At 45.1% G+C, this 26,608-nt stretch carries 28 protein-coding genes; 6 read left to right on the top strand and 22 right to left on the bottom strand.

The window, feature by feature from the left end; genetic code table 11:
- Positions 1–7: 7 nt before the first annotated feature.
- The 3 genes from Q7V32_RS16180 to trxB form a co-directional block, all read right to left on the bottom strand.
- Positions 8–724 carry an arginyltransferase gene (locus tag Q7V32_RS16180; protein WP_304898012.1) on the bottom strand — a complete coding sequence of 239 codons (717 nt, stop codon included), beginning with the start codon at positions 722–724 and terminating at the stop codon, positions 8–10.
- Complete coding sequence (aat, locus tag Q7V32_RS16175; RefSeq protein ID WP_304898054.1) at positions 721–1,416, bottom strand: leucyl/phenylalanyl-tRNA--protein transferase; 696 nt, start codon at positions 1,414–1,416, stop codon at positions 721–723. The genes Q7V32_RS16180 and aat overlap by 4 nt, the downstream gene beginning before the upstream one ends.
- Positions 1,417–1,490: 74 nt before the next feature.
- The gene (gene trxB / locus Q7V32_RS16170; RefSeq protein ID WP_304898011.1) at positions 1,491–2,447 is read right to left on the bottom strand and encodes a thioredoxin-disulfide reductase; all 957 of its coding nucleotides are present in this window, start codon (positions 2,445–2,447) and stop codon (positions 1,491–1,493) included.
- Between the two features lie 354 nt (positions 2,448–2,801).
- Here trxB and Q7V32_RS16165 point away from each other — a divergent pair, with 354 nt between their 5' ends.
- The 3 genes from Q7V32_RS16165 to Q7V32_RS16155 all read left to right on the top strand — a co-directional run bounded on the left by Q7V32_RS16165 (position 2,802) and on the right by Q7V32_RS16155 (position 6,128).
- Positions 2,802–5,081 (top strand): DNA translocase FtsK, encoded by a 2,280-nt coding sequence (locus Q7V32_RS16165; RefSeq protein ID WP_304898010.1) that lies wholly within the window; start codon positions 2,802–2,804, stop codon positions 5,079–5,081.
- Positions 5,082–5,083: 2 nt separating this feature from the next.
- Positions 5,084–5,287 carry a hypothetical protein gene (locus Q7V32_RS16160; RefSeq protein ID WP_304898009.1) on the top strand — a complete coding sequence of 68 codons (204 nt, stop codon included), beginning with the start codon at positions 5,084–5,086 and terminating at the stop codon, positions 5,285–5,287.
- Positions 5,288–5,498: 211 nt separating this feature from the next.
- On the top strand, positions 5,499–6,128 hold the full coding sequence (locus Q7V32_RS16155) for a FlgO family outer membrane protein (RefSeq protein ID WP_304898008.1): 630 nt from the start codon (positions 5,499–5,501) through the stop codon (positions 6,126–6,128).
- Between the two features lie 118 nt (positions 6,129–6,246).
- Here Q7V32_RS16155 and Q7V32_RS16150 read toward each other — a convergent pair whose 3' ends face one another.
- The 6 genes from Q7V32_RS16150 to Q7V32_RS16125 form a co-directional block, all read right to left on the bottom strand.
- Positions 6,247–6,489 carry a succinate dehydrogenase assembly factor 2 gene (locus Q7V32_RS16150; RefSeq protein ID WP_304898007.1) on the bottom strand — a complete coding sequence of 81 codons (243 nt, stop codon included), beginning with the start codon at positions 6,487–6,489 and terminating at the stop codon, positions 6,247–6,249.
- On the bottom strand, positions 6,489–7,274 hold the full coding sequence (locus Q7V32_RS16145) for a succinate dehydrogenase iron-sulfur subunit (protein WP_304898006.1): 786 nt from the start codon (positions 7,272–7,274) through the stop codon (positions 6,489–6,491). The genes Q7V32_RS16150 and Q7V32_RS16145 overlap by 1 nt, the downstream gene beginning before the upstream one ends.
- On the bottom strand, positions 7,274–9,058 hold the full coding sequence (sdhA, locus tag Q7V32_RS16140) for a succinate dehydrogenase flavoprotein subunit (protein WP_304898005.1): 1,785 nt from the start codon (positions 9,056–9,058) through the stop codon (positions 7,274–7,276). The genes Q7V32_RS16145 and sdhA overlap by 1 nt, the downstream gene beginning before the upstream one ends.
- A 3-nt stretch (positions 9,059–9,061) precedes the next feature.
- Positions 9,062–9,442, bottom strand: coding sequence for a succinate dehydrogenase, hydrophobic membrane anchor protein (gene sdhD, locus Q7V32_RS16135; RefSeq protein ID WP_159658217.1), 381 nt, complete (start codon positions 9,440–9,442; stop codon positions 9,062–9,064).
- Between the two features lie 13 nt (positions 9,443–9,455).
- Complete coding sequence (sdhC, locus tag Q7V32_RS16130; protein ID WP_304898004.1) at positions 9,456–9,830, bottom strand: succinate dehydrogenase, cytochrome b556 subunit; 375 nt, start codon at positions 9,828–9,830, stop codon at positions 9,456–9,458.
- 638 nt (positions 9,831–10,468) lie between these two features.
- Positions 10,469–10,636: a DUF1674 domain-containing protein gene (locus Q7V32_RS16125; protein WP_304898003.1), complete on the bottom strand. Its 168-nt coding sequence runs from the start codon at positions 10,634–10,636 to the stop codon at positions 10,469–10,471.
- A 467-nt stretch (positions 10,637–11,103) separates the two neighbouring features.
- On the opposite strand from Q7V32_RS16125, the gene Q7V32_RS16120 reads away from it, so the two are divergent.
- Positions 11,104–11,988, top strand: coding sequence for a GGDEF domain-containing protein (locus Q7V32_RS16120; protein ID WP_304898002.1), 885 nt, complete (start codon positions 11,104–11,106; stop codon positions 11,986–11,988).
- 89 nt (positions 11,989–12,077) lie between these two features.
- On the opposite strand, the gene rluB is transcribed toward Q7V32_RS16120, so the two are convergent.
- From rluB to Q7V32_RS16085, 7 genes are all read right to left on the bottom strand, one after another.
- Positions 12,078–12,953, bottom strand: coding sequence for a 23S rRNA pseudouridine(2605) synthase RluB (gene rluB / locus Q7V32_RS16115; protein WP_304898001.1), 876 nt, complete (start codon positions 12,951–12,953; stop codon positions 12,078–12,080).
- Positions 12,925–13,590, bottom strand: coding sequence for an SMC-Scp complex subunit ScpB (gene scpB, locus Q7V32_RS16110; protein WP_304898000.1), 666 nt, complete (start codon positions 13,588–13,590; stop codon positions 12,925–12,927). Before scpB ends, rluB begins: the two co-directional genes overlap by 29 nt.
- Before the next feature lie 10 nt (positions 13,591–13,600).
- Complete coding sequence (locus Q7V32_RS16105; RefSeq protein ID WP_304897999.1) at positions 13,601–14,425, bottom strand: ScpA family protein; 825 nt, start codon at positions 14,423–14,425, stop codon at positions 13,601–13,603.
- 64 nt (positions 14,426–14,489) lie between these two features.
- A complete protein-coding gene (locus Q7V32_RS16100) occupies positions 14,490–15,143 on the bottom strand; it encodes a site-2 protease family protein (protein ID WP_304897998.1) in 654 nt (217 codons plus the stop codon).
- Between the two features lie 14 nt (positions 15,144–15,157).
- Entirely contained in the window at positions 15,158–15,781 is a 624-nt protein-coding gene (locus Q7V32_RS16095) for an L-threonylcarbamoyladenylate synthase (protein ID WP_304897997.1), read from the bottom strand.
- 44 nt (positions 15,782–15,825) lie between these two features.
- Positions 15,826–16,509, bottom strand: a complete 684-nt coding sequence (gene tsaB, locus Q7V32_RS16090; protein WP_304897996.1) for a tRNA (adenosine(37)-N6)-threonylcarbamoyltransferase complex dimerization subunit type 1 TsaB — start codon at positions 16,507–16,509, stop codon at positions 15,826–15,828.
- Positions 16,510–16,518: 9 nt separating this feature from the next.
- A complete protein-coding gene (locus Q7V32_RS16085) occupies positions 16,519–18,474 on the bottom strand; it encodes an ATP-dependent DNA helicase (protein ID WP_304897995.1) in 1,956 nt (651 codons plus the stop codon).
- A gap of 306 nt (positions 18,475–18,780) precedes the next feature.
- On the opposite strand from Q7V32_RS16085, the gene Q7V32_RS16080 reads away from it, so the two are divergent.
- Together Q7V32_RS16080 and bfr are read left to right on the top strand one after the other, a co-directional pair.
- Entirely contained in the window at positions 18,781–18,972 is a 192-nt protein-coding gene (locus Q7V32_RS16080) for a bacterioferritin-associated ferredoxin (protein WP_304897994.1), read from the top strand.
- Positions 18,973–19,157: 185 nt separating this feature from the next.
- A complete protein-coding gene (gene bfr / locus Q7V32_RS16075) occupies positions 19,158–19,622 on the top strand; it encodes a bacterioferritin (protein WP_304897993.1) in 465 nt (154 codons plus the stop codon).
- A 74-nt stretch (positions 19,623–19,696) separates the two neighbouring features.
- Here bfr and Q7V32_RS16070 read toward each other — a convergent pair whose 3' ends face one another.
- From Q7V32_RS16070 to hrcA, 6 genes are all read right to left on the bottom strand, one after another.
- Positions 19,697–20,266, bottom strand: a complete 570-nt coding sequence (locus Q7V32_RS16070) for a hypothetical protein (protein WP_304897992.1) — start codon at positions 20,264–20,266, stop codon at positions 19,697–19,699.
- 54 nt (positions 20,267–20,320) lie between these two features.
- Entirely contained in the window at positions 20,321–21,127 is an 807-nt protein-coding gene (gene dapB, locus Q7V32_RS16065) for a 4-hydroxy-tetrahydrodipicolinate reductase (protein WP_304897991.1), read from the bottom strand.
- Positions 21,128–21,131: 4 nt separating this feature from the next.
- Entirely contained in the window at positions 21,132–22,262 is a 1,131-nt protein-coding gene (gene dnaJ, locus Q7V32_RS16060) for a molecular chaperone DnaJ (RefSeq protein ID WP_304897990.1), read from the bottom strand.
- Positions 22,263–22,607: 345 nt separating this feature from the next.
- Positions 22,608–24,539 carry a molecular chaperone DnaK gene (gene dnaK, locus Q7V32_RS16055; RefSeq protein WP_304897989.1) on the bottom strand — a complete coding sequence of 644 codons (1,932 nt, stop codon included), beginning with the start codon at positions 24,537–24,539 and terminating at the stop codon, positions 22,608–22,610.
- A 66-nt stretch (positions 24,540–24,605) separates the two neighbouring features.
- The gene (grpE, locus tag Q7V32_RS16050; protein ID WP_304897988.1) at positions 24,606–25,253 is read right to left on the bottom strand and encodes a nucleotide exchange factor GrpE; all 648 of its coding nucleotides are present in this window, start codon (positions 25,251–25,253) and stop codon (positions 24,606–24,608) included.
- Positions 25,254–25,314: 61 nt separating this feature from the next.
- Entirely contained in the window at positions 25,315–26,373 is a 1,059-nt protein-coding gene (hrcA, locus tag Q7V32_RS16045) for a heat-inducible transcriptional repressor HrcA (protein WP_304897987.1), read from the bottom strand.
- Positions 26,374–26,608 lie beyond the last annotated feature (235 nt).

Here is a 26,608-nt window from a genome sequence, read left to right as displayed (position 1 = left end):
AACCCACTCAAACAGCCTCATGCTCACCCGGGTAATCGACCCATTGTTTGCCATTGAACAACTGTAATGGCTGGTAATTACTTTTATAAGCCATTTTTTGGCACTGTTTTATCCAAAACCCGAGGTAAAGCCAATCCAGCTTTAACTGCCTGGCGTGCTCAATTTGCCAAAGAACAGCATAAACCCCGGGACTGTAATCAGAAAAATCCGGATCAAAAAACGTATAGACCGCGGACAAGCCATTTTCAACTTGATCGACAACAGCTACCGCAAATAAAGTGCCCTCATTACGAAATTCGACAAAATGCGTATCACCCCAATGACTGCCGAGAAAGCCCATAAAATCATCCGCCTCCAGTTCCTCATTACCGTGTTCGTTATGCCTGCTGGCTAAATAACGCTTGTACAAGGCAAACTGACCGACATCGAATTGATCCGGCCTGATGACAACCTCGGTCTTTTGGTTACGCGCAATACAACGCTTTTGGCTACGAGTGGGCAGAAATTCAGGCACCTTGAGCCGTGTTGGAATACACGCATTACAAGATGTGCAATTCGGCCTGTAAATGTTGTCACCGCTTCGGCGAAACCCCAGTGCAATTAAATCTGAATACAGTACGGTGTTGATAGCCTCGGAAGGATGCACAAAAGCAGAGCGTGCAGTATGATTTTCAAGGTAACCGCAGGGATATTCACCAGACACATAAAGATTGATGCTAGTCATGGCGCTTGCCAGGCATCAGGCCTTGGCTCAACTTCACAAAACTGGTGTAAATAACCAATGAATTCCTCCCGGTCAATTTCCTCTGCACCTAAACTGAGCAGGTGGTGCGTTTTGACCTGACAATCAATCAACCGATAATTCCATTGCCTGAGCTTTTCAACAATAAAGGCAAAAGCGACTTTGGACGCATCCGTTCGCGTATGAAACATCGATTCGCCAAAAAAAACCTGTCCAATAGCAACGCCGTATAGGCCTCCTGTCAATTCTCCGTTGCACCAGGCCTCTACCGAATGAGCAACACCCAGATGATGCAAATCACGATAAGCTTCTTTGATTTCATCGGTAATCCAGGTGCCGGACTCATGAGCCCTGGGCTCTGCACAACCCCCCATAACCTGATCAAACGCTTGATCATAGGTCACAACATAATCACCTTTACGCAGCCTTTTAGCGAGACTTCGCGAAACAATCAACTTTTCCGGAAAGAGAACCAGACGAGGGTCGGGCGACCACCAAAGAATCGGTTCGCCCGGGTTGTACCAGGGAAAAATACCTTGTCTATACGCATTGACCAACCGTATGGGCGACAAGCAACCACCCACGGCCAGTAACCCATTCGGTTCCGGCAAGGCAAGGAAAGCGGGCGGAAACGGCTCGCTGTCGTTTAGGGGATCAAGAACAGCCAGTTGCATGGTCACTTGTCACACATTGATCTTCATGATTTCAAGTTACGGGTAATACAGACAAATTCACAGCCCAATCCCTTTCAATCATCCAACTCGTCCAAAAATTTTTCCGCATCCAATGCAGCCATACAACCCGACCCTGCGGAGGTAATCGCCTGCTTGTAGATTGAATCCATGACATCGCCCGCAGCAAAGACACCCGGCACACTGGTAGAGGTTGCATTACCCTGGATACCGCTTTTTACTTTGATATAGCCATGATCCATATCCAATTGACCGTTAAAAATATCCGTATTCGGCGTATGCCCTATGGCAATGAATACCCCATGCACATCCAGATCTTCAGTGGAATTGTCCTGCGTGCTTTTGATTCGGATACCGGTAACGCCCATGTCGTCACCCAAGACTTCATCAAGCGTGGAGTACCATTTGATCTCAACATTTCCGGATCGGGATTTTTCAATGAGTTTGTCGGACAGAATTTTTTCTGAGCGGAATTTATCACGGCGATGAATCACGGTGACTTTGGACGCAATATTGGACAGATAAAGCGCTTCTTCAACCGCAGTATTGCCGCCCCCAATCACGGCAACCGGCTTATTTCTATAGAAAAAGCCGTCACACGTTGCGCAGGCAGAAACGCCTTTGCCTTTGAAGGCTTCCTCTGACTCCATGCCCAAATACTTTGCCGATGCGCCCGTGGCAATAATCAACGCATCACAGGTATAGACACCGGAATCGCCAGTGAGCTTAAACGGTCTTGATGACAAATCGGCCGTATGAATATGATCAAACACGATTTCGGTTTCAAAACGCTCCGCATGTTTAAGCATTCTCTCCATTAAATCAGGGCCTTGTAATCCTTCAACATCGCCAGGCCAGTTATCAACATCGGTTGTCGTGGTCAACTGACCCCCTTGCTGCATACCCGTAACAATAACCGGATGCAAATTGGCACGCGCCGCATAGATTGCCGCCGTATAGCCCGCAGGACCGGAGCCCAGGATCAGAAGCCTGCAGTGTTTAATGTCAGTCATTGAGTTTTCTCCAAAGAAGATAGGAATAATTTTGTCTACAGATTATCACTTGAGAATGTTTATTCTCAAATTTTTGCTGATTATCCGCCAAAGGCTCAGCAAACTAATTCTGTATGACGTAACATTTTCTCCCTGCGTAAGAAGGCAATACTATAAATTATTAACCTATTGATTAAGTTATATTTTTAAAAAATAGCGTGCTGACAGATCCGAAAACAACCCCTTTTAAGGCTATCTGATTAGAACAAGTCTGGCTAAATCCTTTTAACCTGATTCTCTGGGCTAGATTAATGTTATTTATCCGAATACTATTCTATAATCATGTTTTATCGAATTATTTTAGGGAACCGATTCATGTCTGCCGTGATAGAAGAAAAAACAATTCGTGGATTACGAGAAATAGCATTGCTGGGCTTATCCACAGTAGCAGTGTTTTTTTTAATTTCCCTGGTTACTTTCAGCAACGAGGATTCAGGATGGTCTCATAGCGGATCGGGGCAAGCGATAGTCAACGCGGGCGGCATGGTGGGCGCATGGCTTTCGGATTTCTGTCTGAGCTTGTTTGGCATCATGGCTTACCTTTTCCCTGTCATGATTGGCTGGCATGGCTGCTTGGTGTATACCCAGGGCCAATCGAACAATGGTAAATTCATATTAAGCCTCAGATGGCTTGGCTTTATTGCCACCACCTTATCCGGAACCGCGTTACTTTATCTTCATCTGTTGAGAGCGCCTATTGAATTACCTCGAAATACCGGCGGCATTCTGGGCCAGGAAATTGGCGATTCTTTGGTTGTAATAGTCGGTGACTCCGGTGCAACATTATTATCACTGGCGGTTTTATTGGCAGGAATCACCTTATTTACCGGTGTATCCTGGTTAAAAGTTATCGATGATGTAGGTAAATACTCTTTGTTGTTTTGCCGTTTTTTGACCCGGCAATTATTAAAACTGACTCATGACGAGTTTGCACCCGAAACCCATAACGAAGAAGCGTCACCCGCGCAAACCCAAAAACCTGACACCAAAGCACGTAAAAAGACGGCTCCTTCCGTTTTTCAACCTGAACCAATCTTTGAAAACAAACCTAAACCCTCGTCGAAGCAAGCCATTCGAGTCGACCTTTCAAAAGTCAGCTCAGGACAATTGCCTACTTTAGATTTACTGGATGAACGCGATACGCGCGTGAAAGGCTATACCCAAAGCGAACTGGAGGAAATGTCTCGCCTGGTTGAAGATATCCTCCAAGACTTTAACGTGGTTGTTGAGGTCGTTGCGGTTCATCCAGGTCCTGTTATTACCCGATTTGAGTTACAACCGGCCGCAGGCGTAAAAGTAAGCCGCATCAGCAGTTTGTCGAAAGATTTGGCCAGAGCCTTATCTGTCTCCAGTGTCCGAATTGTCGAAATCATTCCCGGCAAATCTGTCATAGGTCTTGAGATTCCCAATCAAGAACGCGAAATAGTCAACCTGAAGGAATTATTAGCCTCCAACGGATTTGAGAAAGCCAAGTCCGCACTGACCTTAGCATTGGGAAAAGATATCTCGGGCATTCCGGTAGTAGCGGATCTCGGCAAAATGCCTCATGCTTTGGTTGCCGGCACCACCGGCTCCGGAAAATCGGTCGCAATCAATACCATGATCCTCAGTCTGCTCTATAAGTCGACGCCTCAAGACGTCCGAATGATCATGATCGACCCGAAAATGCTGGAATTGTCGGTGTACGATGGCATCCCACATTTGCTGACCCCGGTCGTTACCGATATGAAAGAAGCCAGTAATTCGCTTCGTTGGGCGGTGGGCGAGATGGAACGACGCTATAAACTGATGTCTAAAATGGGAGTGCGCAATCTGGCCGGTTTTAATCAACTGATCAATGACACCGCCGAAAAGGGAGAAACCATCCGTGATCCGTTCTTCGTTTTGGAAAGACCTTTAGAAGATGGCGAGGAATTCCCGACGCTGACTACGTTGCCCAGCATTGTTATTGTGATCGATGAACTGGCAGACATGATGATGATTGTCGGCAAAAAAGTTGAGGAGTTGATTGCAAGACTCGCCCAAAAAGCACGGGCTGCCGGCATCCATTTGATTCTGGCGACACAACGGCCCTCAGTCGATGTCTTGACGGGCTTGATTAAAGCAAACGTGCCAACTCGTATTTCGTTCCAGGTTTCTTCACGTATCGATTCCCGTACCATTCTGGATCAAGGTGGGGCTGAAACCCTTTTAGGCAATGGTGACATGCTCTTTCTGCCTTCCGGCACCAGCATCCCGATCAGAGCGCATGGCGCATTTGTCGATGATCATGAAGTCCACCGTGTCGTTGAATTCTTGAAAAAAACAGGGCCTGCTAATTATCTTGAAGAAATTACTCAGGAAAAATCCGATAGCAGCGACGGTTTCGGCGGAAACACGAGTGACGATAGCGAAACAGACCCCCTTTACGACGAAGCGGTCATGTTTGTCACAGAATCCCGTAAAGCCTCAATATCCAGCGTTCAAAGACGCTTTAAAGTAGGCTATAACAGGGCTGCACGAATGATTGAAGACATGGAATCGGCCGGCATTGTCAGTTCAGCCGAAACAAATGGCTCAAGAGAGGTTTTAGCCCCGCCTCCACCTAAAGACTAACCATGAACAATCCTGTCATCATTGGCTTGATAGCAATGCTGCTGCTCGCATTTTTGGGTGGATTGCTATTAGCCAGAGGTAAAAAACAGGAAGAAAAGCAAATTAGAGTCATTTTTTTTGTATTTTATTTCTGGTTACTCGCCTTTTTTGAACTCACCCTGTTTTCAATCATTTACTTTCTTAATTCAAAGTTCAGCTGGTTTTAATTTTGAAAAAATTATATTTAAACAATAAGTTATTGTTTGTTCCAAACTATCCGGCTTAACCGGCACCTTACCAACAATAAAGCAATCTCGCTGCATCAACTCACAAATCTGAATATTTTCAGCATAAATACTAAAAAGTTCAGCTTAAATCCTTATAGCGCCATCTATAATATAGGCTGAACTTGCCGCTTAATTTCCAGGAGACGTTTATATGATCAGATCCCAAACAATCACTTTATTGTTTTTAGCCTCGCTCGCTCTTTCAGGATGCGGGCCTATGTATTATTCCGATGAAGTTGACGATGATGATTTAGTTGAAGTCAGTTACGATGCCGTTCAGGATTTAATCAAAAATCTGAGACAGCCATTACCGCGCGGCAGTCTTGTAGTGATTAATTCATTGGTCAATACCGATGATTTAGGCCAGACCCTGTCATTCGGCAGAATTATATCCGAGCAGATTTCTTCAGCTTTACACCGGTCAGGTTATCAGATCATGGGAATGGAATTGCCTACTGAAATCTTCGTGAAAAATGACAGCGGCATTTTACATCTTTCCGATGCGACCAAAGCCGATTTGAACAAAGTGGGCGCCAGCGCTCTCATTATCGGCGTATTCGCGCCAGGTAAAGAACATGCCTATATTTCATTAAGAGTGGTTGATATAGAAACCGGGCACTTTATCTCAACTTCTGATTTATCAGTCGCAATGGGGCCTGATGTCAAAAACCTGCTCAAGCCAAAGAAAATAGAAAAAGTCGAAAAGGAAGTAAATAAGCCGGCAGAAGCCGAAAAAGCGGATACTGACGAATCAAAATCAGAATTTGAGCCGTTAGAATAAACGCAATAATAAGTCACTTCCCCGTTTTGATTTGGGGAAGTGATTCATCAATAATTAAAGCAGTGATTTGGAAATGTAATTCCGGTTGAATAACCGCGAACATCAAGGGACAGACTGACTAACTAGGCGACACAGAACGAATTTTTTTAACGATAAACCTCAAGCTTTCAATTTCTGCTTGCTGCTCACCCATCAATAACGGCATCAAGACATTATCTTCTAACGTCAATAATTGAACAAACCACGTTTGTTCGTCTGGAGACGCGCCTTCGTAAGAGGCCTCCAGATAACGCATTAACATTAAATCCAATTCCAGTGTGCCGCGGCGGCATTGCCACCGCAGTTGACTGAGATTAGCCATCAGCCCAGCTTTCTTTGAGTCAGCAGCTTTTTGGTTTCCGCAATCGCTTTAGCCGGGTTCAATCCTTTGGGGCAAGTATCGGTACAATTCATAATCGTATGACAACGATACAACTTGAAAGGATCTTCCAACTCGTCCAGACGTTCACCGGTATTCTCATCACGGCTATCGACAATCCACCGATAAGCCTGTAACAAAATAGCAGGCCCTAAATAACGATCACTATTCCACCAGTAACTTGGACAACTGGTCGAGCAACAAGCGCAAAGCACGCATTCATATAGCCCATCAAGCTTGGCCCGGTCCTCTTTGCTTTGCAGTCTTTCGGAATCTGCCGGCGGTGGCGTTTGGGTTTCTATCCACGGTTTGATGGACGCATATTGAGCAAAGAAGTGCGTCATATCAGGCACCAGATCTTTGACCACTGACATATGCGGCAAAGGAAATATTTTGACGGTATCGGGATAATCGCTGATTGCTTTAGTACACGCCAGCGTATTCTTACCATTGACGGTCATCGCACACGATCCGCAAACCCCTTCACGGCATGAGCGCCGGAAGGTCAATGTGCTGTCGATTTCATTCTTGATTTTCAGTATGGCATCCAGCACCATGGGTCCACAGGTGTCCATGTCGATTTCATAAATATCGATACGGGGATTCTCACCACTATCCGGATCCCAGCGATACACTTCAAACCGGCGGATATTGGTCACCCCTGGTGCGGCTTTGAAGGTTTTACCTTCTTTTATGACTGAATTTTTGGGCAGCGTAAATTCTACCATTAGTAAACCCTCTCTTTAGGTGGAATGACGTCAACTTCGTCAGATAATGTGTACATATGAACCGGCCTGTAGTCGATTGTGACTTTATCGTCATTCAGCCACGTCAGTGTATGTTTCATCCAGTTTGCATCATCTCGTTTAGAAAAATCTTCCCTCGCATGTCCTCCACGGCTTTCTTTTCTATTAGCCGCTGCGTTAATCGTGACGGAGGCTTGCGCCAACAAATTATCCAGTTCCAATGTCTCCACCAGATCGGTATTCCAAATCATCGATTTGTCGGAGACTTTGACATCTTCAAACGTAGCGCGTATTTCTGCGATCTGCCTGGCACCTTCTTCCAGCGTTGCCCCGGTTCTAAATACGGCGGCTTTCGTTTGCATGGATTTTTGCATGTTCAAACGGATTTCAGAAGTAGCGAGACTACCATTGGCATTACGAATTTTATCGAACCGCTCTATCGCTTTATCGCAAGCATTTTTGGCCAGCGGCTTGTGGGACGAGCCGGGTTTGACTAATTCAGCACAACGGATGGCTGCAGAACGGCCAAATACCACTAAGTCAAGCAAGGAGTTGGAACCCAATCGATTAGCACCATGAACCGATACACAGGCCGCTTCACCTATGGCCATCAAACCGGGCACAATGTGATCAGGATTGCCTTCTTTTAAGGTAACCACTTCGGCCTTATAGTTGGTGGGAATACCGCCCATGTTGTAATGAACTGTAGGCAGTACTGGAATGGGCTGTTTAGTCACATCAACACCGGCAAAAATACGTGCCGTTTCAGCGATACCGGGCAAACGTTCATAGATGATAGCCGGATCCAGATGCTCAATATGCAGATAAATATGGTCTTTTAACGGGCCTACGCCACGGCCTTCATTGATCTCAATCGTCATTGCCCGACTGACCACATCCCGCGATGCCAAATCTTTGGCAGAAGGCGCGTAGCGCTCCATAAAACGCTCCCCCTCTGAGTTGGTCAGATACCCACCCTCACCTCTCACGCCTTCAGTAATCAAACAGCCCGAACCATAAATGCCGGTAGGATGAAACTGAATAAATTCCATATCCTGCAGCGGCAAACCGGCACGCAACACCATGGCATTACCATCACCGGTTACAGTGTGCGCAGAGGTACAGGAAAAAAAGCTTCGCCCAAAACCACCGGTTGCCAGAACCGTCATGTGGCCTTTAAACAAATGCAATTGGCCGTCTTCCAAACACCAGGTCAGCACACCCCGGCATTCATCACCTTCCATAATCAAATCGAGTGCGATGTATTCGACAAAGAATTCGGCATTGTGCTTTAGCGCTTGCTGATACAGCGTATGCAAAATCGCATGACCGGTCACATCGGCCGCTGCACAAGTGCGCTGAGCCTGACCTTTACCATAATGCGTCGTCATCCCGCCAAATGCGCGCTGGTAGATTTTACCTTCCGGAGTCCGTGAAAACGGCACCCCGTAATGTTCCAACTCAATAATGGCGGGTATTGCTTCGCGGCACATGTATTCGATAGCATCCTGATCGCCTAACCAGTCAGATCCTTTGACGGTGTCATACATGTGAAATCGCCAATCATCTTCACCCATATTGCCGAGCGCAGCACTGATGCCTCCCTGAGCGGCAACGGTATGACTGCGAGTAGGAAAAACTTTGGAAATACAGGCTGTTTTCAACCCTTTTTCAACCATGCCAAATGTTGCTCTAAGTCCAGCGCCTCCTGCCCCAACAACAACGACATCGTGAGAATGCTCAATTATTTTGTAACTTCCTGACATGATTTACCCTACCAATATAATTTTAAAAACGGCTATCAATGCGGCCAATGCAAACAACAGGAAAACCAAATTGACGGACCAGACAGCAACGATTTTGATGCCTTCCTGGGACACGTAATCTTCAATCACAACTTGCAAACCCAGTGCCGAATGATAGAAAACAGCCAGAACCCAGGCAATGATGCACACCGAGTGAAAAGGCTCATTCATCCATGCTACTGTTTCTTGATAAGGGGCATTTAAAGTCATATCGAGCAATATTACTAACCAGTATGACAACGGGACCAGCGCTACGGCTGTCACTCGCTGCAACCACCAATGTGAAGTGCCGGACTTTGCAGAGCCCAGACCTTTAACCTTTGATAAAGGGGTTCTAAAATCCATAATTAACAGCCTATCAAACAAAAATGAAAGTAAATAAGGTCAAAGAAAAAGAAATGATCAGTTCTTTAATAGCCAGACTGTCCAGATTTTCTTTTTCATACGTTTTGCCCATGTCCCAAATCAAATGGCGCACACCGTGTACCAAATGAAAAAACAAGGCATAAATGAAGCCCCAATACATCAAACGAAATAGCCATATATCCATGACCTCCTGCATTGATGCATAAGAATCAGATCCGCCGGCTATGGATGAAACTAAATAAACAAACAGGAACAACCCAAACGACAGCATGACACCGGTCATCCGATGAGTGATGGACACTATGCCGGTCAGAGGTAGCCTGTAAACTTGAAGATGGGGTGATAAAGGTCTGTTGTTGTGATTCATATCCAATTCCGAATGGCTTAAGTTAAAAAAACGACCGTTTTATACAATCACTGTTTTTGTGGTTTATAAAACAACCCGCCGAAAAAATTTAGTTAAAAACTCAAATAGCATCCATTCATCTTTAAAATTCTCTGCTGGAAAAATAATCCATTAATTTGATAGCGTCCTGTAAAGCTTAGAAAACTTGAAATCGATAATTTCTCAGTAATTTCTGTACTGCTCAGCACATAAAATTCTTATGAGGACCAGCAAATCCGGTTTTAATTTAAGAGCGCAGGGTTTGATAGGTATCAGCATGCACAAATATTGCCAAAAATATCGCCTCACCCTTAAAGCTAAAGTAACCCCGTGATTTAAATAGTAAAGACAGGCAAAAATAAAAGCATGACAGGTTGCGACAAAGCCTTAAAGTTTAGTAGACGCACCTTTTGAGTGCCGACTATTTCAAAATTCGCACCTAATGAAGCCATTATCCGCGTTTTGTGTCATTTTTATCTAAAAATAAACCACAATTCTGATTGAGATGGACTTATTAGCTGATAGAGGATCTTGACAAAATCAACTCTAAGAGAAGCGGTTGACGAAATAATCCAGGCTTGTTGACGCAAGGCATTTCAAGAAAACCAACCTAACTCTGATTAAAAGTCTATGCATCGTCCTTTTTTTTCCCAATCGCCAAAACGGGTTGGCTCCGGACCATTCCGTCCTCCGATTTCTTCGACATTAACCGGGTCAGTCGTGTTGATTGAGTCAGATAATTCCTCTGCTTCATTGATGCTTTTCTCTGTTTCAGAAAGTTCTTTCATATTTATCTCCTGAATTTCAATAGCCAGAGTCCTGGCCCTAAACGACTAAAACCATTTTACTCGGATCTATCTCTAATAAGACGAGTAAATGCTTTATAAACTATTAGCACCACCTTGCTATTCCGGAATTGGGTTGAACAAGTGCCGAGGATCATCCGTTTGTGCAATGATAAGTAGATCCTTCACCAATTCCACGTTGATAACACAAACCGGATTCAAGAGCGAAGTCGCTTTTATCAATATGACTGAATTATACCAAGTGCGTGTTTCACCTGAATGACAAGAGAGCGTACAATCAGGGGGGCAACGGCAAAAATTTGCCGCATGAATGGCGACAAATTTTTGACCAAGACCAGTTAGCAGCCATAAGAAAACACCTAATGCATTGTTTATACAATGCATTTAAATTATGGCACGTTACTCGCTTTAGACAAGACAAGTTAAAGTCTTAGAGCAAGAGGTCTATCATGTCCAACAAAGTCGCCAATTTAGCCTTAGTCAGCAACGTAACTTTTGAAGCCTCAAAAGCAGTCAATCTGCACCATTACGATCTCAGCAGCGCGTTACAAACGAGTCTCGAGTTTAACCAATTGGTTACCATTTTCAGCGAAAAAATTCAAAGCCTGATTCCTCACAGCGGCTTCGAATATTTCAACAACGAATTCGGCATTGCGATCAAAAACGGCATTATAACTCGCAATTCCTGTTCATATGCGCTGAAAGTAGAGGAACAACAGTTGGGCGAACTCAAATTCATGCGCCGTCAGAAATTTGACCCCAAGGAAATGGATTTATTGGAATCGTTGCTGTGCTGCTTAATTTATCCATTAAAAAACGCAACACTCTATCATCAAGCCATCGACATGGCCTTCAATGATCCACTAACCAACACTCGCAATAGAACTTCGTTTAATGAATGCCTGAAAAGAGAAATCCAATTGGCCCATCGCAATCATTTAGATTTAGCGGTCATTTTTTTAGACATTGATCACTTTAAACGAGTCAATGACATCTACGGTCATCAATGTGGAGATTCCGCACTGGTAGCGGTTGCAAAATGGATTAAAGAGAGCATTCGGGGCAGCGATATCCTTTATCGATATGGCGGTGAAGAATTTGTCATTTTACTCAGTGATACCGACAAGGAAGGCGCCGCATTATTAGCAGAGCGCATTCGCAGCAATATTGAAAATCATACGTTGGCCTTTGACATGGACACCTTAAAACTGACGGCAAGTTTAGGAATCAGTCATTTACGCAGTGATGATCACGCAGAACAACTGGTCAGTCGCGCCGATGAAGCGATGTATACCGCGAAAAAACTTGGCAGAAACCGGGTGGTTATGCGTTGATGATCAAAAATCGCTTCTCTGCTTCAAGAGAGAAGCGATAGCCTAATAAATCGTCCAGGAAACCCGAAATCAGTACAGGAACATCCACTTTAAAAACGGGTTTTGCTTTTACCTTTTGATGTCACAATGGGTCTATTTTCCTTTTTCCGTGTTTTATCGTAAGAGGGGCTTTGGTCAATGGCCCTCTCTTTAGATAAGCCCACTGAATCAAGCAAGTCATTCAGCTCATCCATTGTCATTTCATAAAAGGAATGAGCTTTAAGTCCATCCGGCATTGCGATAGCGCCATACCGTATCCTAATCAACCGGCTCACCGTTACGTTTTGTGATTCCCATAAACGCCGTACCAAGCGGTTACGACCTTCCGTCACAACCACGTGATACCACTTGTTGGCGCCTTCGCCACCCTGAAATTTGATATCATTAAAACGAGCGATGCCATCTTCCAGCTCCACTCCTTTTTTTAATTTTTCAAATACCACCTCGTCAACATCACCCAAGATACGCACCGCATACTCCCGCTCCAACTCGGAGGAAGGATGCATCATGCGGTTGGCCAATTCACCGTTGTTGGTCACCAGCAGCAGTCCTGACGTATTGATATCCAGACGCCCGACAGCGATCCAGCGGCCTGTTTGTAATTTGGGCAATTGGGTAAAAATAACGGGCCGGCCTTCGGGATCACGACGGGTAACTACTTCGCCGGTAGGCTTGTGGTAGATTAAAATCCGGGTAGTTTGTTGGGCATAGCGCTGCCAGTGAATGATGCGGCCATTCAATTGCAGATGATCACCAGGTTGCAGTTTGTCACCCTGCTTAACCATCACACCATTGAGCATCAAACGACCTTCATCAATCCATCGCTCAATTTCCCTTCTTGAACCCACGCCTCCGCGAGCCAGCACCTTAGAAATACGTTCGTCTCCAACCGGCAAATTAGCCGATGGCGCTTTTGGCGCCGACAATACCGGTTTGTGTTTCGACGGCTTCGGTCGAGGCTTCGTTGTTTGTGCTTTGCTGTGGGTTGGCTTCTTGTTGTTCACTGTTTACCTGTAAGAGATGTTGATCGTGTTCTGCTAAAGAATTTAAATCCGCCATTTCCTGTAGGGTCGGCAATTCACTTAATGCAGCTAAATTAAAATAATCCAAAAATTGTTTTGTGGTTCCGAATAAAGCAGGCCGCCCCGGAATTTCTTTATGGGCAACGACTCTGACCCATTCTCTTTCCAAGAGCGTTTTGATGATATTAGAACTGACTGAGACCCCCCGTATATCCTCAATATCACCGCGCGTAACGGGTTGACGGTAGGCGATAATAGCCAATGTTTCCAGTAGAGCGCGAGAATATTTGGGCGGCTTCTCTTCAAATAAACGTCCCACCCAGGGTGAAACATCCGCTTTAACCTGAAAACGATAGCCGCTGGCCACCTTTTTTAATTCAATCGCCCGATGGGCATAATCATCAACCAATAATTCCACCGCCGCTTCGATATCGGCTGGCTCCGGTTGCTCCAGTTCAGGAAAAACCTGTTGCAATTGCTTGACTGACATAGCCTTGTTTGAGGCAAACAATAACGCTTCGATGATGCGCTTTAACTCCATAGGAATCTGATTATTGCTGAACTGAAACTGCAGAACGTAATTTTATGTGCACCGCATCAAAAGGCTCGGGCTGAATAATATCAATCAGACCTTCTTTGCTGAGCTCCAAAATGGCCAAAAAAGAAACGACAACGCCGTGACGCCCTTCGAATCGCCCGAAAAGCTGCGTAAAGACAAGACTTTTCATTTCATTTAGACTATCCAGAATCGATGTCATCCGCTCCCTCACCGAGAGTGGTTCTTTGACGATTTGATGATGGCTCAATTGTTCTGCACGCTTTAAGACATCTTGAAACGCCAGCAACATCTCTTTTAAAGCGACCTCCGGCAAAGGCTTGTTTACTGAGATCTGTGACGCATCTACTTCAATTTCGAACAAGTCTCGCTCCAACCGGGGTAACTGGTCAATTTCCTCTGACGCTTTTTTAATACATTCATACTCTTGCAACTTACGAATTAAAAAAGCTCGGGGATCACTCTCTTCATTGTCTTCTTCAGACTGACGGGGCAATAACATCCGCGACTTGATTTCCGCCAGAACGGCAGCCATAACCAAATATTCTGCAGCCAATTCAAGCTGAAGATTGCTCATCATATCAATGTAAGTAATGTACTGACGGGTAATTTGAGCAATTGGAATATTTAGAATGTCCAGATTCTGCCGTCTGATCAAATATAACAACAAGTCCAGCGGACCTTCAAATGCATCGAGAAAAACTTGTAAGGCATCAGGAGGAATATATAAATCTTCAGGCCAATCGACAAACGGCGCACCACCGACTGAGGCCAGCAGATCACTATGACCGTGGGAATTTAAAGTGTCGGTTTGCTCCATTACATTTAACAAAAGTGACTATTGGCATTTGAATAAGCATCTGATTGTCGTATCAATGAATGCATTACAACCCGGCCAAATCAAAAAATAACTTTTGGATAACAAACATCGGGTATCCAAGCACCAGCTGCAAAACGCCGGTATACATCAACACAATAAGAATGATGAAGCCGAACCGCTCTAGACTGTTGTAATACCAGGCCCACCGGTTCGGCAACAAGCCTGTCAAAATCCGGCTTCCGTCCAGCGGTGGTATCGGCAGCAGATTGAGCAATGCCAATACCAGATTGATCGTGATGCCGGCTATTCCGGTGTAGATCAGCGGCAGCGACACAAAGTCCATATTTAGCATGACGCCCAGCCTTGCCAATAACGCCCAGCCTGTAGCCATCAGTATATTCGATACCGGGCCAGCCAGAGCAACAATAGCCATGTTTTGTTTTGGATTTTTAAAATTCCTGGCGTCTACCGGAACCGGTTTTGCCCAACCGAATATAAATCCTGTAAATGTCAATAGTAATATACCGGGGATTATGACAGTGCCCAGCCAGTCGATATGCTTTATAGGATTTAACGTTAAACGGCCTTGCAAAAAAGCCGTGTTATCACCGTATTTTTTTGCCATCCAGCCATGAGCAACCTCATGCACGGTAATCGCAAAGACGACCGGCAAAACCCAAACGACAAACCGCTGCACCATACTTAATTCGTTCATCATGACGGTAATCTCTTCTATTTTTCCAACATGGGCGCCAGGCCTTTACCCTGCCTGATAATTTCAGCAGTCTGCCCAGAAAAGGAGATGATGGTCGTAGGTTCGTACTTAACGACACCTCCATCAATAACCAGATCGACCTCGTGTTCCAGCCGCTCTCTGATTTCGTAAGGATCAATCATCGCATCCTCTTCACCCGGCAAGACCAGTGTCGAACTGAACAGAGGCTCATTGAGGTTTTCAACTAACTGTCTTGCTATTGCATTATTGGGAATACGAATACCTATGGTTTTCTTCTTGGGATGTTGCAAGCGGCGCGGCACCTCACGGGTGGCATCCAGGATAAAGGTGAATGCCCCAGGCGTCAGCGCTTTGATTAAGCGGTGCGCATCATTACTGATTTTCGCAAACGTAGAAATTTGTGTCAGATCTTTACAGACCAAAGTAAAGTTATGTTTATCATCTAACTGACGGATCCTGCGAATCCTGTCCAGCGCATGTTTATCGTCCATGTGACAGGCGATTGCGTAAGATGAGTCAGTTGGATAAACGATAACACCACCGCTGTGAATAATATCGACAGCTCTCACAATTAAACGTGCTTGGGGTGTTTCGGGATGTATTTGAAAAAACTGAGCCATGACGTTTTAATTTCGCCAATTCAAAAACCGCACATTATACCTCATTATCGCTCAGATTCTTTCTTTGCGACTTTATCTCTTAGATAAACGGGCATCGCTACTTCAACCGAAACAGCTCTTCCGGCAAGCATGCCCTGCACGCCCAATGAAGCCACAGCGGCAGCTCGCGGCAAACGATCCGCATCAAAAGAGATAACGCTCTGCGTTAATTTAGCCAGCAAGACCTCGGAGTAAACACGCCAGGCACTGCCCACTCCGATACCTTTTTGATGACAAGCGTCAGCTAGATCGGCAGGTATCACGTTTTCTTTACCTACCAATTCAGCAAAGCCGTTTGCGTCACGCTGATAAACCGCCCAAAAAATTTCGCTTAACCGTGCGTCGATGGCGCTAAAAATCACGGATTCATTCGTAGAATCAAACGCATCCTGCGCTAAAGCAGCCAGCGTGGAAATCGGCACAACAGGCAAATCCGCACCAAAGGCAATGCCGTGAATGACACCCGTTGCAATCCTAACCCCGGTAAAAGACCCCGGACCGCATCCGAATGCGACAGCATCCAATTGTTGAGGACGTAAATCAGCCTCGGTCATCAGTGCCTCGATCATTGGCAAAATGCGTTGCGTATGGGTTCTGGGCGCTAATTCGAAGTGCTCCCGGATTTCCCCATTAATAAACAAAGCGGCAGAACAGGCTTCAGTTGCCGTTTCAACTGCAAGTAATTTCATCACGTATTCTCATCTTGAAAAAAAAGCTTTCACATCTTCAATATCCCGGGTCCGCCGCATCGGCGGTACGCTGTCGAGAAAAATCTGCCCGTATGAGCGCTTTAAAAGCCGGGGATCACACACCATCAGCACCCCCTTATCATCCACATCCCTAATCAGACGACCTACCCCTTGCCGTAAAGAAATCGCTGCAGCAGGAATTTGGTGCTCGAAAAATGCGTTGCGGCCTTGCCGTTCCATTGACGCCAGCCTGGCTTTTAGAACCGGATCGCCGGGAGATGCGAACGGCAGTTTATCAATAATCACACAGGATAAAGCATCGCCTCTGACATCGACACCCTCCCAAAAACTGGAAGTACCTAATAAAACCGCATTACCCGCTTGTTTAAATTCCTCCAACAACAGCCCTTTGGGCCGGGTTCCCTGAACCAGCAATGGATAAGGCATCTTGCCAGCCAACAGCTCCGCCGCTTGATTCAGTGCACGGTAACTGGTAAATAGAAAAAAAGCTCTACCTTTACTGGCTTCCAAAACGGGTAATGCAAATTCAACGATACGCTCAGTAAAATTGGGCGTGGATGGCTGCGGCAAGCCCTTGGGATGATAAAACAAGGATTGGTTGGCATAGTCAAACGGACTTTCCCAACTCTGACAGCTCGGCTCGGTGAGTCCCAGACTGCGGGAAAAATGATCGAATTTATTGGCCACACTGAGCGTTGCAGAAGTAAAAATCCAGGTAGCAGGATGGAGCTTCATGAAGGCGCGAAACTCAGAGGCAATATCCAGCGGCGTCCGGCTAAGCGTGAAGGTTTTTTTATGCGTTTCATACCAGCGAATCCATTTTCCATCATGGTCCTGCATGATGAGCTTGAATTGCTCGTTCAACTCCTGAGCCCTTTTGAAACAGCCTTCCAGTGTTTTGGTTTTAACTGAAGCCAGATCCAACTGATCCTGCAGGAATTTCAGTTTTTGACCTAATACTGCCAGTGCCTCACAGATAGCCTGATTATTTTCAATATCCTGCCAATCCCCTTTTTTCAACTCCAGCCCAAATGCCAATCGCGCCGCTTTTATCTGAAGATCCAGTTCTTCGCAAGCCGTCCGTAAATCGGGCATATCGGTAGCATCTTTAAAATATTCAACCAACGCATCCTTTGCTAAATCGTCTAATTGTCTGGCACCGAATGAAATACCCAAAAAATTGGAGGCGGTATCCGCCAATTGATGCGCTTCGTCAATCACTACCAGTTCAGCATCTGGCAATAACTCGCCAAAACCAATCTCCCGTATCGACCAGTCAGCGCAAAGCAGGTGATGATTAACTACCAGAATATCCGACTCCTGGGCCTTTTTTCTGGCTTTAACCAGAAAGCATTGTTCATAGTCAGGGCAATCGATCCCCAGACAATTGTCTGCCGTAGACGTTGCCAAAGGCCATACGGGATTAGCTTCACTCACATCCGGCATTTCTGCAATATCACCGGATTGCGTTCGTTTTGCCCATGACTGAATTTTTGTCAATGCCGAGGCGTCTTCTTTACTGAAACCCAGAGCTGAATTGAGTGAATTATCAAGCCTAAATGTACAAAGATAATTGCTTCTTCCTTTTAATAATGCCGCAACAAAAGGCACTGTAACAGCCTGGCGAATAACAGGCAGATCGTTGAAAAACAACTGATCTTGCAGATTTTTCGTCCCGGTGGAAATGATGGATTTTTTACCCGATAAAATAGCCGGGATCAGATAGGCAAATGTTTTGCCGGTGCCGGTACCGGCTTCCGCTATCAAGTCCTTCTTTAGTTCAATCGATTCGGCAATGGCTAACGCCATTTCGATTTGCGCAGCACGTGGCTTATAACCTTTAATGACTTTAGCCAGCGGCCCATCACTACCAAAAAATGCTTCCAGTTCGATCACTCTAATTACAGGCTTGCCACAAAAAGGGAGAAGTGTACGCAGGAACATCGCCAGTATTCAAGCGTAATTAAAATGTTTATGTCATTCAGGGATTTTTATTGAGGCAACCATGGCGATTGATCCTTTTATGACAGGTGAATACCACCTTGCCCATTCTGAGTGCTGAATCAGTTATGTTGAGCGCTTAAGTACGATAGCCGCTTGTTTATTGGATTGTTAGTTGGTTTTCAAAGCCTGAATTTGATAAGAAACATCGGATTACTCACACCTCATCACAAAAGAGACTAAAAACAACTTTACTTTCTAATGAGAATTGTTATTATTAACATAACAAGCAATTCCAGGAGATTCACAATGTATGTTTGCGTGTGTAAAGCGGTCACTGACAAGCAAATAAAATCGGCTATCAACAACGGCTATTGTTCTCGTAAAGACCTGAATGAATGTTTAGGGGTCGGAACTGTTTGCGGCAAATGTTCGCCGCAAGTTAAACAGTTGCTTGACGAACACCGCGCGCAAACGCCTATAATGTGGGCTACAGCGTAAGAAGCATTGGGCAAGACTACTATTTATCTTCCTGATAAGTAGTAGTCTTAAAACAATTGAGCATGGCTGAAGTTTGCTGGAAATCATCCCTATCTGGAATTTGCCTGCTACTTACACCCTTCACATAAAAGCCTTTTCTGGCTTATTGCCCTTGCGCACCTGTTTAACAAACCCATGAGGCAACAATGAAAGGCGATCCAAAAGTTATAGAATTTCTCAACAAAGCACTTGAAAACGAACTGACCGCTATCAATCAGTACTTTTTGCATGCCCGCATGTACAAAAACTGGGGCTTTTCTAAACTGAACGAAAAGGAATATCACGAATCGATAGATGAAATGAAACACGCCGATCGTTTGATTGAGCGGCTTTTATTTCTTGAGGGTTTACCGAATCTGCAAAATCTTGGCAAACTGTTAATTGGTGAAAATCCACAAGAAATGCTTTCTTGTGATCTTAAGCTTGAATATCAGGCCGTTCCGCTTTTAAAAGAAGCCATAATCTATTGTGAAACTGTCAAGGACTTCATTTCCAGAGAATTATTTGAAGCCATCCTTGAAAGCGAGGAAGAACATATTGACTGGCTGGAAACACAATTGGAACTGATTGAACAAATCGGCCTGCAGAATTATTTGCAATCTCAAATGTAACTTTCCCACATGAACAGGGCGAATTCTATTCGCCCTTTCTTGTTCATCAAAAAGTCCATTTGAATAGGCCTGTGCTATCGTCTGGGCCTGCTGATTATATTGACGCTGTCGCTGGTTATACCCTGATTGACGCTACGATTTTGATTTCTATCAATAAACGGACCTTTATTATAATTCTTGTCTCCGCTGTAATCTTTGCGATGTTGCCGCCAATCGCGGTCTCTATAAGGAATGGTGAGCGGATAATAAGGCTGATAGAGGTTGATTAAAGGTTGCTGCTGCAGAAGTTCGAGCTCCCGGCGCTTGGTTTCTGCCAAATCCTCCTGGGCATTGGCGCTACGCTTTAAGGCTTCGACCTCTTCCAACCGGGCATTCTCTGCACGCCTTTCCTGTTCTGCTTTTTTTATCTGGGACTCTTTTTCGTCCTGCTCAAGCTGCCATTGTTTCAAACGCGCTTCAGACTCAACCCTCTGCTCGGGCGTCATTTGTTTGATTTTTAGAGAATCTTGTTGAGCTTCTGATGGACACTCATCATCTTGAAAAAGCACCTTTCCTGAGGGAAAAGTGCATTTAAAAACCTGTGCGTGCGCTGATTGAATTGTCACAAAAACCGTAACGATCAATACAATTCGGATTATTTTCATACGACGCACCTCATAAGTTTGAAGTGGCACTAAGGATCAAAGCCCCATTAGATCTCAGTCTTTCAACCCCAGCACATCCAGCATGTCATAGAACCCATTAGGCTTGCCCTGAAGCCAAACAGCCGCTCTGACAGCACCGTTAGCAAACGTCATACGGCTGGTGGCTTTGTGTGTTATTTCAACCCGTTCACCTTCGTCGGCAAACATCACAGTATGCTCGCCGACAATATCACCTGCCCGAATGGTAGAGAAACCAATCGTTTTACGATCACGTTCCCCGGTCACTCCTTCTCTTCCATAAACAGCACAGTCTTTTAAATCGCGCCCCAACGCTTCGGCCACCACCTCGCCCATACGCAAAGCAGTTCCCGACGGCGCATCGATTTTATGCCGGTGATGGGCCTCAATAATTTCTATGTCCGTATAAGTCCCCATGACTTTCGCGGTCATTTCCAGCAATTTGAGCGATAGATTGACACCGACACTCATGTTCGGTGCCAATACTACAGGGATAGTCTCAGATGCCGATTTAATCAGATTTTTTTGCGCTTCATTAAAACCGGTCGTGCCGATGACAATACCTTTACCGGCACTTTGACAAATTTCAACATAGCGTAATGTTGATTCCGGCCGGGTAAAGTCAATCAATATATCAAAATGCTCAGTCACAGAAGCCAAATCATCGGTCACATGGACAGCCAAAGGACTTAAACCCGCCAGCTCACCCGCATCTTTGCCGATTGACAAACTCTGAGGTCGGGATATAGCCGCAGTTAATTCGGCCGAACCGGACAACGCCGCGGCTTTGATCAAGCAAACGCCCATCCGACCTGAGACACCCACAATTGCAACGCGGACCATAAATCTATCCTGTCAGTTTTTCGAAAAAGCTTTTTACACCATCCAGCCAGGAATGTTCCTGAGGACTGTGATGCTTACCACCACCCACCAAGGATTGCCCTAATTGTTCAATCAAGTCTCTTTGGTCTTTGGTTAAATGTATCGGCGTCTCAATAATGACACGGCATAGCAAGTCACCTACTGCACCGCCTCTAACCGGCTTTACGCCTTTGCCTCTCAACCTGAATAATTTTCCGGTTTGTGTCTCCGACGGAATCTTAAGTTTGACCTTACCATCCAGTGTCGGGACTTCAAGCTCTCCGCCTAAACAGGCCGTTGGAAAACTAATAGGAACTTCGCAATACAAGTTGGCACCATCACGGGTAAATATCGCATGGTCTCTGACATTGATCTGGACATATAAATCTCCGGAAGGTCCACCATTGAGTCCAGCTTCACCTTCTCCGCTTAACCTGATCCGGTCACCAATATCCACACCTGCAGGCACCTTGACTGATAAGGTTTTAGTATCCTGGATACGACCCTGACCATGACATTTGCGACAAGGATCTTTAATCTGCTTGCCGGAGCCGTGACAGGTAGGACAGGTTTGCTGCACAGAAAAAAAGCCCTGCTGCATTCTTACCTGGCCATGACCATGACAGGTTGAACACGTGACCGGAGAGCTGCCTTTTTTGGCGCCCGAGCCATCACATTCGTTACACACCACTAATACAGGAACTCTGATTTTTGCTTCAGTGCCCCCGACGGCTTCTTCCAGACTTAATTCAAGGTTATAACGTAAATCAGCGCCTCGCTGAACACCGCTGCGCTGACGTCCACCACCAAAAATATCGCCGAATACATCACTGAATACATCACTGAAACTTTCGCCAGTAAATCCTCCCGATCTTCCGCCCATTGAACCGTCGACACCGGCATGTCCGAACTGATCGTATGCCGAGCGTTTCTTAGGGTCGGATAATACCTCGTAGGCTTCCTTGATTTGCTTGAATTTCGCCTCTGATTCTTCAGGATTTTCTTTATTTCTATCCGGGTGAAATTTCATCGCTTTGCTGCGATAACTCTTCTTTATCTCCGCATCACTGGCGTTTCTATCGACACCGAGGAGCTTGTAATAATCTTCTTTTGCCATGTTAGTCTGTTCAATCCGCTTCTAAAGTCACATTAGAAGATATAGCATTGCTGCAAATTATGAATACCCGCGCTCATTGAGAGCTTGGAATTATGCTTTCAAACAATAGGGGTTCCGCTTGTTAATCACCGAAATTCAGGCTGAGACTTCAACAAAAAACTGACTTGGTCCGGCCCATCCAAGTTAAGCAAGATGCCGGATCAGCCAAACAAACGTAATAGCTAGAAATCACAAAGGCACAAAGTCAATCACTAACTTTGTGCCCTGTGACTGCGTCAAAAAGCCGCACTATGAACCTTACAGGGCCATCTGTCCAACTTTTTGTCGGCGCGATGACTCCACAAACTATTTTTTATCGTCTTCTTTAACTTCCTCAAACTCAGCATCGACCACCCCATCATCCGCTGCCGATGAGTTTGATCCGGAACTTTGTCCTTCGGCTTTAGTTTCAGCTTCAGCTTTTTGGGCATAAACGCGTTCGGCCAGCTTACCGGAGAGCTCTGTGAGCGCATTGGTCTTAGCTTCTATGACGTCAATGTCGCTCCCTTTAATCGCATCCTTCAAATCTTTAATGGCCGACTCAATTGCTGCCTTTTCAGAAGACTCAACCTGACCTTCCAATTCCTTCAAGGATTTTTCTGTCGCATGCACCATACCCTCAGCATGATTGCGGACGCCGACTAGCTTGGCAATTTTGCGGTCTTCGTCAGCATGAGCTTCTGCATCTTTAATCATGCGCTGCACTTCATCTTCGCCAAGACCACTGGAGGCCTTGATGACGATAGATTGTTTTTTACCGGTCGCCTTGTCTTTGGCCGAAACATTCAAGATGCCGTTTGCATCAATATCGAACGCCACTTCAATTTGCGGCACACCGCGCGGAGCAAGAGGAATATCGGACAAATCAAACCGACCCAACGATTTATTGCCGTTGGCGACTTCGCGTTCGCCTTGCAATACATGAACCGTAACCGCCGTCTGATTATCCTCTGCTGTCGAGAAAACCTGTGAGGCATTAGTAGGAATAGTTGTATTTTTTTCAATCAGTTTGGTCATGACGCCGCCCATCGTTTCTATACCTAACGATAATGGCGTTACGTCCAGTAACAAGACATCTTTAACTTCCCCACCTAACACACCAGCCTGAATCGCGGCGCCCAAGGCAACAGCCTCATCCGGATTTACGTCTTTACGAGGCTCTCTGCCGAACAAGGATTTAACAAAATCCTGTACCCGCGGCATACGAGATTGACCGCCGACAAGAATAACATCGTTGATATCGGACGCAGACAGGCCTGCATCTTTAATTGCCATCAAACAAGGCGCTTTGGTTCTTTCAACCAGATCTTCAACCAGAGACTCGAGTTTTGCCCGTGTCAACTTGACATTCAAATGCTTCGGACCTGATGCATCCGCTGTGACATAAGGCAGATTGATGTCGGTTTGTTGTGTTGAAGACAATTCAATTTTTGCTTTTTCAGCCGCTTCTTTTAAGCGCTGTAAAGCCAGAGGGTCGTTATGTAAATCAATACCGGAATCTTTTTTAAATTCATCAGCCAGAAAATCGATGATTCTTAAATCAAAGTCTTCACCACCGAGGAAGGTATCGCCATTGGTGGATAACACTTCAAACTGATGCTCACCTTCGATTTCAGCTATTTCAATGATAGAAATATCAAAAGTACCGCCGCCCAGATCATAGACCGCAATTTTCATGTCGCCTTTGGGCTTATCCATACCAAACGCTAAAGCTGCCGCAGTAGGTTCGTTAATAATCCGTTTGACATCCAAGCCAGCAATACGGCCGGCATCTTTTGTGGCCTGTCTTTGTGAATCATTGAAATAAGCGGGAACAGTAATAACCGCTTCTTTCACTTCTTCGCCCAAATAAGCTTCCGCATCTTTTTTAAGCTTCATCAAAATCCGTGATGAAATTTCCGGAGCAGCCATTTTCTTGCCGTGGCACTCTACCCACGCATCACCGTTATCAGCAGGTATGATTTTATAAGGCACCATTTTGATGTCTTTTTGTACAACATCATCTTTAAAACGTCTACCGATCAATCGTTTGATTGCAAACAAGGTGTTTTCAGGATTAGTCACTGCCTGACGCTTGGCAGATTGCCCGACCAGTACTTCACCGTCTTTGGTAAATGCGATGATAGAGGGGGTCGTTCTTGCACCCTCGCTATTTTCAATTACACGTGCTGTTCCGTTTTCCAGTACCGCCACGCACGAGTTAGTGGTTCCTAAATCTATGCCAATAATTTTAGCCATTGAATTCTCCAGACTTGATATGAGATTGTTTAAGTTAGTAGTTATATAAGGGCTGTTTTGTTATCTTCAAGCCTGCTCATCTATTTTCGGCGTATTTTCAGGCGGCTTTTCTTCCGCCTTTGCAACCACAACCATAGCGGGCCGTAATAAACGGCCGTTTAACACATAACCTTTTTGAAATACGTTCAGAACTGAATTAGGTTCCGCATCTGCCGAAGGTTGCATAGCCATAGCCTGATGTAATTCAGGATTAAAGGGTTGACCTATCGGATTGACGACTTCAATATTGAATTTTGTAAAAACTGATTCGAACTGTTTAATCGTTAATTCGCTGCCTTCGCGGAATTTTTGGACTTCCGAACTTTCACCACTCGCAGCCTGCAAGCCAAGTTCAAGGCTATCCAGCACTGCTAATAATTCTTTTGCAAAACTTTCCAGGGCGTACTTGTGGGCGCTTTCCAAATCCTTTTGGATACGTTTTTTCAGATTTTCCATTTCTGCCTGCAGACGCATAGCCCTGTCCCAATTTTCAGCGGCTTTTTGTTCGGCCTGTTCCAACTTTTTCTGCAGCTCAGCCGATAAATCCTCCTGGACTTCTGATTGCGGGACAGGAACTTCTTCAGTTGGCGTCTCCTGAATTTCCGGGGTTACTTCAGCCTCAATTTTTAGCTCTTCTTCTTTGGCTGCCTCTGGCAACTCCTTTTCGTTACTCATTATCTAAAACTCCGGTTTATATTTTGTTGTCGTGCTTATGCAAACTGTCAATTAAGCGTAATCATGGGGCCAATGTTTTCGGATTCAAGGCCGCACCCAATAATTTAGCCGTCAGCTCAACAAAAGGAATCACTTTTTCATAAGCCATGCGCGTAGGACCTATTACCGCTAAAACCCCCACCACTTCATCATCTATCGAATAAGACGACGTCACCAAACTGCAATGATTAAAAGGTTGATAGCCCGATTCCTCACCGATAAAAATTTGGACGCCTTCGGCATTGAGGCATTGATCAAGCAAATGAATCACATTGTGTTTTTGGCTAAACGCATCAAAAAGCTGCTTTAGACGATCAATATCCGATAGTTCGGAAAAGCCCATTAGATTGGTCTCACCGCTTATCACACAATCTTCAGAATTCTCGTCCTGGTCTAAGGCCAATTTAGCCATTTGCACGACATCCAGCATTGCCTGATTCATCCGTTCCTGAGCGACTTTCAACTCCTCAATCACCGCTTTTTTTACTGCGGCCAAACTACGCCCAGAATACATCGTATTGATATAGTTGGATATTTGCTGCAATTCCGAAGGAGAAAACTCGCGAGAAGTATGGATAATCTTGTTGTGAACCTCTTGTTCATTCGTTACCAAAATAACCAATACACGAGTATTCGACAAAGGCAGAAATTCAATGTGCCGCAAACTAACCAGTTCTCTTTTAGGCAAGGTCACAACGCCGGTCATTCGGGTCAAATCGGATAGCAACTTTGACGCAACGCCGATCGATTGATTGATATCGTGTTTTGCAACCAAACTGCTTTGAATAAGATTGAGCTCACTGATTTCAAGCGGCTTCACGGTCAACAGTGAATCGACAAACAAGCGATAACCGCTTACGGTTGGAACTCTTCCGGCCGAGGTATGCGGAGAATGAATAAGACCCAGATCCTCCAGATCAGCCATCACATTCCGGATGGTCGCAGGACTTAAATTAAGCGCCGGATCTTTTGACAATACTCTTGAGCCCACCGGTTGACCATCATGGATATACCGCTCAATCAAGGATTTAAGTAATAATAAAGATCTTTCGTTTAAAGCCTGACCTTTTTTCTCAACCATCTATTCGCTCCGGTATTAGCACTCTATAAAGCAGAGTGCTAACAAAAAATTATCAGCAAACCCTTTACTTGTCAACTCAATAAATTAACAAAAACATTCGCTTAGCGAAGCTTAATGGATAAATGAAATATTAATTTGGGTTTTAACCAAATACGAAGTCATATTTTGTATAATCTCACGGTAACCCTACAACAATTTTTACAAACAGATACTTAAAGTACCTGTACATTAACAC

Origin of the sequence: Methylicorpusculum sp., from assembly GCF_030651835.1 — a bacterium.
GTDB lineage: Bacteria > Pseudomonadota > Gammaproteobacteria > Methylococcales > Methylomonadaceae > Methylicorpusculum.
The sequence above is the reverse complement of the archived record's forward strand: the minus strand, read 5'-3'. Positions and strand labels throughout refer to the sequence as shown.

Excerpts from the sequence above, each read along its gene's own strand:
- Q7V32_RS16120 (WP_304898002.1), top strand. The coding sequence starts at position 11,104 with ATGTCCAACAAAGTCGCCAATTTAGCCTTAGTCAGCAACGTAACTTTT.
- Q7V32_RS16080 (WP_304897994.1), top strand. The coding sequence starts at position 18,781 with ATGTATGTTTGCGTGTGTAAAGCGGTCACTGACAAGCAAATAAAATCG.
- bfr (WP_304897993.1), top strand. The coding sequence starts at position 19,158 with ATGAAAGGCGATCCAAAAGTTATAGAATTTCTCAACAAAGCACTTGAA.
- Q7V32_RS16160 (WP_304898009.1), top strand. The coding sequence starts at position 5,084 with ATGAACAATCCTGTCATCATTGGCTTGATAGCAATGCTGCTGCTCGCA.
- Q7V32_RS16155 (WP_304898008.1), top strand. The coding sequence starts at position 5,499 with ATGATCAGATCCCAAACAATCACTTTATTGTTTTTAGCCTCGCTCGCT.
- dnaK (WP_304897989.1), bottom strand. The coding sequence starts at position 24,539 with ATGGCTAAAATTATTGGCATAGATTTAGGAACCACTAACTCGTGCGTG.
- grpE (WP_304897988.1), bottom strand. The coding sequence starts at position 25,253 with ATGAGTAACGAAAAGGAGTTGCCAGAGGCAGCCAAAGAAGAAGAGCTA.
- Q7V32_RS16100 (WP_304897998.1), bottom strand. The coding sequence starts at position 15,143 with ATGATGAACGAATTAAGTATGGTGCAGCGGTTTGTCGTTTGGGTTTTG.
- sdhC (WP_304898004.1), bottom strand. The coding sequence starts at position 9,830 with ATGAATCACAACAACAGACCTTTATCACCCCATCTTCAAGTTTACAGG.
- Q7V32_RS16105 (WP_304897999.1), bottom strand. The coding sequence starts at position 14,425 with ATGGAGCAAACCGACACTTTAAATTCCCACGGTCATAGTGATCTGCTG.
- tsaB (WP_304897996.1), bottom strand. The coding sequence starts at position 16,509 with ATGAAATTACTTGCAGTTGAAACGGCAACTGAAGCCTGTTCTGCCGCT.
- Q7V32_RS16165 (WP_304898010.1), top strand. The coding sequence starts at position 2,802 with ATGTCTGCCGTGATAGAAGAAAAAACAATTCGTGGATTACGAGAAATA.
- sdhD (WP_159658217.1), bottom strand. The coding sequence starts at position 9,442 with ATGGATTTTAGAACCCCTTTATCAAAGGTTAAAGGTCTGGGCTCTGCA.
- Q7V32_RS16180 (WP_304898012.1), bottom strand. The coding sequence starts at position 724 with ATGACTAGCATCAATCTTTATGTGTCTGGTGAATATCCCTGCGGTTAC.
- Q7V32_RS16070 (WP_304897992.1), bottom strand. The coding sequence starts at position 20,266 with ATGAAAATAATCCGAATTGTATTGATCGTTACGGTTTTTGTGACAATT.
- Q7V32_RS16145 (WP_304898006.1), bottom strand. The coding sequence starts at position 7,274 with ATGGTAGAATTTACGCTGCCCAAAAATTCAGTCATAAAAGAAGGTAAA.
- Q7V32_RS16095 (WP_304897997.1), bottom strand. The coding sequence starts at position 15,781 with ATGGCTCAGTTTTTTCAAATACATCCCGAAACACCCCAAGCACGTTTA.
- dnaJ (WP_304897990.1), bottom strand. The coding sequence starts at position 22,262 with ATGGCAAAAGAAGATTATTACAAGCTCCTCGGTGTCGATAGAAACGCC.
- Q7V32_RS16125 (WP_304898003.1), bottom strand. The coding sequence starts at position 10,636 with ATGAAAGAACTTTCTGAAACAGAGAAAAGCATCAATGAAGCAGAGGAA.
- dapB (WP_304897991.1), bottom strand. The coding sequence starts at position 21,127 with ATGGTCCGCGTTGCAATTGTGGGTGTCTCAGGTCGGATGGGCGTTTGC.
- hrcA (WP_304897987.1), bottom strand. The coding sequence starts at position 26,373 with ATGGTTGAGAAAAAAGGTCAGGCTTTAAACGAAAGATCTTTATTATTA.
- trxB (WP_304898011.1), bottom strand. The coding sequence starts at position 2,447 with ATGACTGACATTAAACACTGCAGGCTTCTGATCCTGGGCTCCGGTCCT.
- aat (WP_304898054.1), bottom strand. The coding sequence starts at position 1,416 with ATGCAACTGGCTGTTCTTGATCCCCTAAACGACAGCGAGCCGTTTCCG.
- sdhA (WP_304898005.1), bottom strand. The coding sequence starts at position 9,058 with ATGTCAGGAAGTTACAAAATAATTGAGCATTCTCACGATGTCGTTGTT.
- Q7V32_RS16085 (WP_304897995.1), bottom strand. The coding sequence starts at position 18,474 with ATGTTCCTGCGTACACTTCTCCCTTTTTGTGGCAAGCCTGTAATTAGA.
- scpB (WP_304898000.1), bottom strand. The coding sequence starts at position 13,590 with ATGGAGTTAAAGCGCATCATCGAAGCGTTATTGTTTGCCTCAAACAAG.
- Q7V32_RS16150 (WP_304898007.1), bottom strand. The coding sequence starts at position 6,489 with ATGGCTAATCTCAGTCAACTGCGGTGGCAATGCCGCCGCGGCACACTG.